Annotated in this window: 7 protein-coding genes; 6 read left to right on the top strand and 1 reads right to left on the bottom strand. The window is 67.2% G+C overall.

Annotated features, from left to right (window positions below; genetic code table 11):
- Window positions 1–49: 49 nt before the first annotated feature.
- The 5 genes from TY51_RS18105 (at window position 50) to TY51_RS18120 (ending at window position 3221) form a co-directional block, all read left to right on the top strand.
- Window positions 50–913, top strand: coding sequence for a TauD/TfdA family dioxygenase (locus TY51_RS18105; protein ID WP_052650445.1), 864 nt, complete (start codon window positions 50–52; stop codon window positions 911–913).
- Window positions 914–926: 13 nt separating this feature from the next.
- Complete coding sequence (locus TY51_RS18110; protein ID WP_042252341.1) at window positions 927–1523, top strand: DUF6134 family protein; 597 nt, start codon at window positions 927–929, stop codon at window positions 1521–1523.
- 141 nt (window positions 1524–1664) lie between these two features.
- Window positions 1665–2723: a type III polyketide synthase gene (locus TY51_RS18115; RefSeq protein WP_042252343.1), complete on the top strand. Its 1059-nt coding sequence runs from the start codon at window positions 1665–1667 to the stop codon at window positions 2721–2723.
- Between the two features lies 1 nt (window position 2724).
- Complete coding sequence (locus tag TY51_RS23730) at window positions 2725–2865, top strand: hypothetical protein (RefSeq protein ID WP_231559134.1); 141 nt, start codon at window positions 2725–2727, stop codon at window positions 2863–2865.
- Window positions 2866–2873: 8 nt separating this feature from the next.
- Window positions 2874–3221, top strand: a complete 348-nt coding sequence (locus TY51_RS18120; RefSeq protein ID WP_231559135.1) for an isoprenylcysteine carboxylmethyltransferase family protein — start codon at window positions 2874–2876, stop codon at window positions 3219–3221.
- Between the two features lie 115 nt (window positions 3222–3336).
- Here the strand turns inward: TY51_RS18120 and TY51_RS18125 are convergent, their stop codons facing one another.
- A complete protein-coding gene (locus tag TY51_RS18125; RefSeq protein ID WP_042252345.1) occupies window positions 3337–4380 on the bottom strand; it encodes a mechanosensitive ion channel family protein in 1044 nt (347 codons plus the stop codon).
- Between the two features lie 326 nt (window positions 4381–4706).
- Here TY51_RS18125 and TY51_RS18130 point away from each other — a divergent pair.
- Window positions 4707–5834: serine hydrolase (locus TY51_RS18130; protein ID WP_197054830.1), on the top strand; the 1128-nt coding region annotated here is incomplete at its 3' end.

A 5834-nucleotide genomic window follows, 5' to 3' on the forward strand; every position in this document is an offset into this window, starting at 1 on the left:
GGTCATCGCCGCCGCCCGCGACCTTCCTTCCTGACCGATGAGGACGACCATGAGCTATAACATCCTGCGCCACCGCGACCATACGGGCGGGCTGACCGATCCCGGCCTGCTGGCCACCATCAGGGACGACCTGGCCCGCGACGGCTGGACCCTGCTGCGCGGTTTTGACCCCGACATGCACGCGTTTTCCGGCGTGGTGACGACGCTGTGCCGCCGCGTGACCTTCGATCCGGCGCGCAGCCACACCACCGACACGACGCAGATGGTCGACGCGGGCCTGGGCCCCATCGGCCTGCATATCGAGAACGGCAACACCCCCCGCTGCCCCGATATCGTCACCTTCTTCGCCCAGACCGCGGCCTTCGAGGGGTCGCAGACCACCATCTGCGACGGGCGCGCGGTCTGGGACCGGTTCGACGACGCGCAAAAGGCCCGCTGGTCGCAGCGCATGACCGTCGAACGCGTCCTGCCCGAGGCGCTGTGGAAACGGTACCTGGCCAACGAGCACCCGGCGATTACGGACCCGGCACAGGTGACGATGGAGCATGTGCTGCAGTTCAAGGCGGCCATCCCCGACCAGGATTTCGCCCTGCACCAGGACGGATCGCTGACCTATCGCCTGACGCTGGACCCGGTGCGGCCATCGGTGCTGGGCGGAGAGACGCGCGGCTTTGCCAACGCGGTCCTGGGACCGTCGCACAACTATCAGCCGCCGCGCTATGCCATGGCCGACGGGACCGAGGTGTCCCCGGCCGAGATCGAACAGATCCGCGCCCTGGCCGAGGAGGTCACGCACGAGATCAACTGGCAGGACGGCGACATCGCCATCCTGGACAACACCCGCGTCATGCATGGCCGCCGCGCCATCGCCGACGCCAACCGCAACCTGTTCATCGGCATGGGAACGATCTGACATGACACCGCACATGACCCGCCTGCTTTCGCTGCTGACCGCCCTGGCCGTGGCCCCCGGCGCGATGGCCGCCCCCGCGGCCAGCGTGCCCGCATCGGGGCGACTGGCCTTTGACGTGATCCGCAAGGACCGCGACATCGGCGACTATGTCGTCACCTTCCGCGGATCGGGCAACGATGTTACCGTCGACATCGCCACCGACGTGAAGGTCAAGGTGCCGGTGATCGGCGTCAGCGCCTATCGCTTTTCCCAAGCCAGCACCGAGACGTGGCGCGGCGGCCAACTGGCCAGCCTGACGTCGCGCACGGATGACAACGGCACGCCGCATGACATCCGGGTGGGCGCCACATCGCTGATCCCGGCCAGCCTGTGGAACGCCGATCTGGTGGGTGCGACGCAGGTCCTGAATACCATCGACGGCAGCACGGACCCGATCAGCGTCAGCAACCTTGGCACGGAAAGCGTCATGACCGGGTCGGGCGCCGTGCCGGCCACGCATTACGCCCTGCGCGGCGGGCTGCAGCGCGACCTGTGGTATGCGGGCGCGACGCTGGTCCATGTCCGCTTCATGGCCGAGGACGGGTCGCAGGTCGATTACGTCCTGCGCTAGGTGTTTCGGCCCGGCCTGCTGCGACACTTGCGCAGGCCGGGCACCTTTTGCACCCGCTGCGCGTTGCATGGATGAACCCGCTGCATCCCTGGTGCGCCTGTCCGCTTTGGTCGTGCCCCCAACCATGGTGACAGGCCCCGCATGACCCCTTTGACCGATAACGACAGACCGCGGCTGCTTGCCATCGCCACGGCCGTGCCACCCAACCTGCTGCGCCTGGACGGCATCCTGACGGAATCGCGCGCGCTGCTGCACTCGCGCTTTTCCCAGTTCGACCGGCTGGCGCCCGCCTTCCTGAACGCCGGGATCGACACGCGGCATTCCGTCGTGCCGCTGGACTGGTTCCGGCATCCGCATGGCTGGGTGGACCGCACGCGCGCCTATGCTGACGGGGCCGCGGCGCTGTTTCGGGACGCGGCCACCCTGGCGCTGGATCAGGCGGGGCTGCGGGCGGATCAGGTGGACATCATCGTCACCGTATCCTCGACCGGGATCGTGACGCCCACGCTGGAGGCGCTGACGGCGCGGGACATGGGGTTCCGCGCGGATGCGATGCGCGTTCCGGTCTTTGGCCTGGGCTGCGCGGGGGGCGTGTCGGGCCTGTCCATCGCCGCCGATCTGGCGACCGCCCGCCCCGGCGCCGTGGTCCTGATGGTCGCGGTCGAGACCTGCACGGTCCTGTTCCGGCTGGACCGCCTGGCCAAGGCCGACATCATCGCCACCGCGCTGTTCGGTGACGGCGCTGCTGCCGTCGTCCTGCGCGCAGGCGATGTGGCCGACGACGCGCGGCCCCGGATCGGCCGGGGACGTCAGCACATGTGGCCCGACACCTTGGGCATCATGGGCTGGACGGTCGAGGAAACCGGGCTGGGCGTGATCTTCGACCGATCGATCCCCGCCTTTGCCGAGGCCGAGCTGCGGACGGCGCTGGACAGCCTGGTCCCGGACCATCCGGTCGACCGCCATGTCTGCCATCCGGGCGGCGCCAAGGTCATCACCGCGCTGGAAACCACGCTGTCCCTGCCCGAAGGGTCGCTGGACGTCGAGCGCCAGGTCCTGGCGCAGAACGGCAACATGTCCGCCCCGACCGTCCTGTTCGTTCTGGAACAGGTGCTGCGCCAAGGGGCCCGCGGGTCGCTGCTGGCCTTGGCGCTTGGCCCGGGCTTCACGCTGTCGGTCCTGCCGATCACGGTGCATTGAGATGGAGGGTCACGCCGCATCCCTGGCCTTCATCGCTTTCCTGCTGCTGCAGCGCGGGGCAGAATTGCTCATCGCGGGCCGCAACACCCGCCGCCTGATGGCCCAGGCGCGGTCGAACACGGCGCCGCGCATTATCCGCTGATCGTGGCGATGCACGCGGCCTGGCTGCTGGCGATCTGCATCTGGGGGTGGTCGAACCCGGTCCATCATGGTTGGCTTGCCGCGTTCGTCGTCCTGCAGGGGCTGCGGGTCTGGGTGCTGGCCGGCCTTGGTCCGCGCTGGACCACGCGGATCATCGTGCTGGACGCGCCCCTGGTCGCCCGGGGGCCCTATCGCTGGCTGTCTCACCCCAACTACGCCGTCGTCATCGCCGAGATCGTCGTGGCGCCGATGGTCTTGGGCCTGTGGGGCGTCGCGGTCGTCTTCACCATCCTGAACGCCTGCGTGCTGACGGTGCGCATCCGGGCCGAATCCAGGGCCCTTGCCGGAAGCGGGTGAACCCCGCGCGAAGCGCTGTCTTCCGCGGTTCGCAGGATGATGAACCGTCGCGGAACGACGAGGTGCGCCTATACCGCACCCGACGCGGACAGCGGCCCGGCAGACGGATTTCCGGTCAGTCGGCCTTTGCCTGCTGAAGGTCGATGGTTTCCCTGCGGCGCGGCATGGCATGGGGCTGGCTGACCTGCAGATAGGCCAGCAGCTTTTCGCGGATCTCGCAGCGCAGATCGAAGGCGCGGCCGGAATTGCGGGCGCTGGCCAGCACACGCACCTCGGTGACCGTCTCGCGGAAATCGGTCACCTGCAAGGCAAAGACGTCGTTGTCCCACAGGGTGGACGCGCGAACGATCCGGTCTGCCTCGGCTCGCAGTTCGGGGATGTCGACGGCATAGTCGACATACAGCATCACCACGCCGATCAGCGAAGCGTCCTTGCGCGTCCAGTTCTGAAAGGGCTGCTCCATGAAATAGCTCAGCGGCACCACCAGGCGACGCTTGTCCCAGATGCGCACCACCACATAGGTTCCGCCGATCTCCTCGATATTGCCCCACTCTCCCTCGACGATCACCGCGTCGTCGATGCGGATGGGTTGCGTGATCGCCAGCTGGATGCCGGCGAACAGGTTGCGCAGCACCGGCTGCAGCGCAAGACCGGCAACAAGGCCCGCAGCCCCCGCCGATGCCAGCAGGCTGACCCCGTATTGCCGCACGCCGTCAAAGGACATCAGCGCCGCGCTGACGCCGACCGCGATGATCAGCACGGTGCCGACCTGCTGCAAGATCCTGGATTGCGTCACATGCTTGCGCGCCAGAAGGTTGTCCTCCACGTCCACGCGGAACCTGCGCAGGTGGATCGCCACCCAGATCCGCAGCGCGGAAAGCGCCACCAGCGTGACGCAAGCGATGAAGCACAGCAGCAGGACATGACGGACCGTGACCGCCTCCTCCGGCGTCAGGGGTGCGATCCGGACCGCGATCGTCAGGGACACGATGATCAGCGCCAACTGCACCGGACCGCGCGACCGTGCCAGCAGCGGGCGCCAGAAATCGTTGCGTTTCGCGACCATCGCGATCGCCACGCGATCGATCACCTTCCAGCCCAGCCAGGACAGGACGATTGCTGTCGCAAAGATCAGGGTGATGTCAGTCCAACGGGTCATGCGGTCCTCATTCTGTTAGGGCAGGATATCGGGGACCTGGTCCATTGCCCCCACCGGTGATGCGGAGCGGTCCCCGATAGCGCCATATCCGACCTGAAGGAAGTATGGGCCGGCCGCCACCGAAGATGAAAGAGAGGCCCGCCCGATCACATGCCGTCAGACGCCAACTGCACGGAGAGAGGCAGGAGCCACCTTCCGCCGGGCAGGAAGAAGGTCGTTCGAGGAGTTTGTTCAGGGCCAGTTGCCCGGCGACTTGCCTGGTAAGGGCGACCCCTTGCACGCTTGCTGGAATAATCGTCACATGGGCGGAACGGATGGAGGACGGCATGACCCACAGCCCGCTTTATCGGATGCGTATCCTGCTGGCCTTGGGCGGCGCGTGCCTGGCCCTGCCTGGCGCCCTGCACGCCCAAGCCTATCCGCATGCGGACGAACGCATCGGCACCATCGAGGACGTCTATGACGGCCACCTGACGCCGGACCTGGCCGTCAGCACCTTCCGCAACATCGACCGCCTGTTCCCGACCCGGACAATCCCGGCAAGCGACAGCCCCAAGGCGCTGCCGGAGGCTCCGGTCGATCTGGCAAGTATGGTCACCTATCAGGTCGACGACGCGACCTACGACCTCTACGACTTCCTGTCGCTGGACAATGTCACCGGGATGATCGTGCTGAAGGACGGCACGGTCGTCTTTGAGACCTATCAGCGCGGCAACACGCCGGACACGCGCTGGATGTCGATGTCGGTGGCCAAATCCATCACCTCCACCCTGGTAGGCGCCGCGATCGTCGATGGCCATATCGATGGTCTGGACGACTTGGTCGTCGACTATGTCCCCGCATTGGCTGGCAGCGCCTATGACGGGGTCAGCATCCGCGACATCCTGCTGATGGCGTCGGGCGTCGAATGGAACGAGACCTACACCGACCCCGCCTCCGACCGGCGCGACCTGCTGCGCGCCCAGATCGAACAGCGCCCCGGCGCCGCGATGGAGGTGATGGCCGCCCTGCCCCGCGCCCACGAACCAGGCACCCATCACACCTACTCCACCGGAGAGACGCAGGTTCTGGGCGAGGTCGTCCATGGCGCGGTCGGCAAGCCGCTGGCGGACTATCTGGCGGAAAAGATCTGGCAACTACGGGATGGAGGCCGACGCCAACTGGTGGCTGGACAGCCCCGACGGGGTCGAGATCGGCGGAAGCGGCCTGTCCGCCACCCTGCGCGATTTCGCCCGCTTCGGGCAGTTCTTCCTGGAGGGCGGGATGATCGACGGCAGCCCCATCCTCCCCGACGGCTGGACGGAAACCGCCGGTCTGCCGCACGAACTGACAGGCGGCGAGACGATCGACTATGGTTACATGTGGTGGCCGGGCTGGACCGAACCGTCCATCGCCGATGGTGCCTTCGCCGCGATCGGCATCCAGGGGCAGAACATCTACATCAACCCCGCGCG

Origin of the sequence: Paracoccus sp. PAMC 22219, from assembly GCF_000787695.1 — a bacterium.
GTDB lineage: Bacteria > Pseudomonadota > Alphaproteobacteria > Rhodobacterales > Rhodobacteraceae > Paracoccus.

Coding starts and splice junctions, on each gene's coding strand:
- TY51_RS23730 (WP_231559134.1), top strand. CDS start 2,725: ATGGAGGGTCACGCCGCATCCCTGGCCTTCATCGCTTTCCTGCTGCTG.
- TY51_RS18105 (WP_052650445.1), top strand. CDS start 50: ATGAGCTATAACATCCTGCGCCACCGCGACCATACGGGCGGGCTGACC.
- TY51_RS18120 (WP_231559135.1), top strand. CDS start 2,874: ATGCACGCGGCCTGGCTGCTGGCGATCTGCATCTGGGGGTGGTCGAAC.
- TY51_RS18115 (WP_042252343.1), top strand. CDS start 1,665: ATGACCCCTTTGACCGATAACGACAGACCGCGGCTGCTTGCCATCGCC.
- TY51_RS18110 (WP_042252341.1), top strand. CDS start 927: ATGACCCGCCTGCTTTCGCTGCTGACCGCCCTGGCCGTGGCCCCCGGC.
- TY51_RS18125 (WP_042252345.1), bottom strand. CDS start 4,380: ATGACCCGTTGGACTGACATCACCCTGATCTTTGCGACAGCAATCGTC.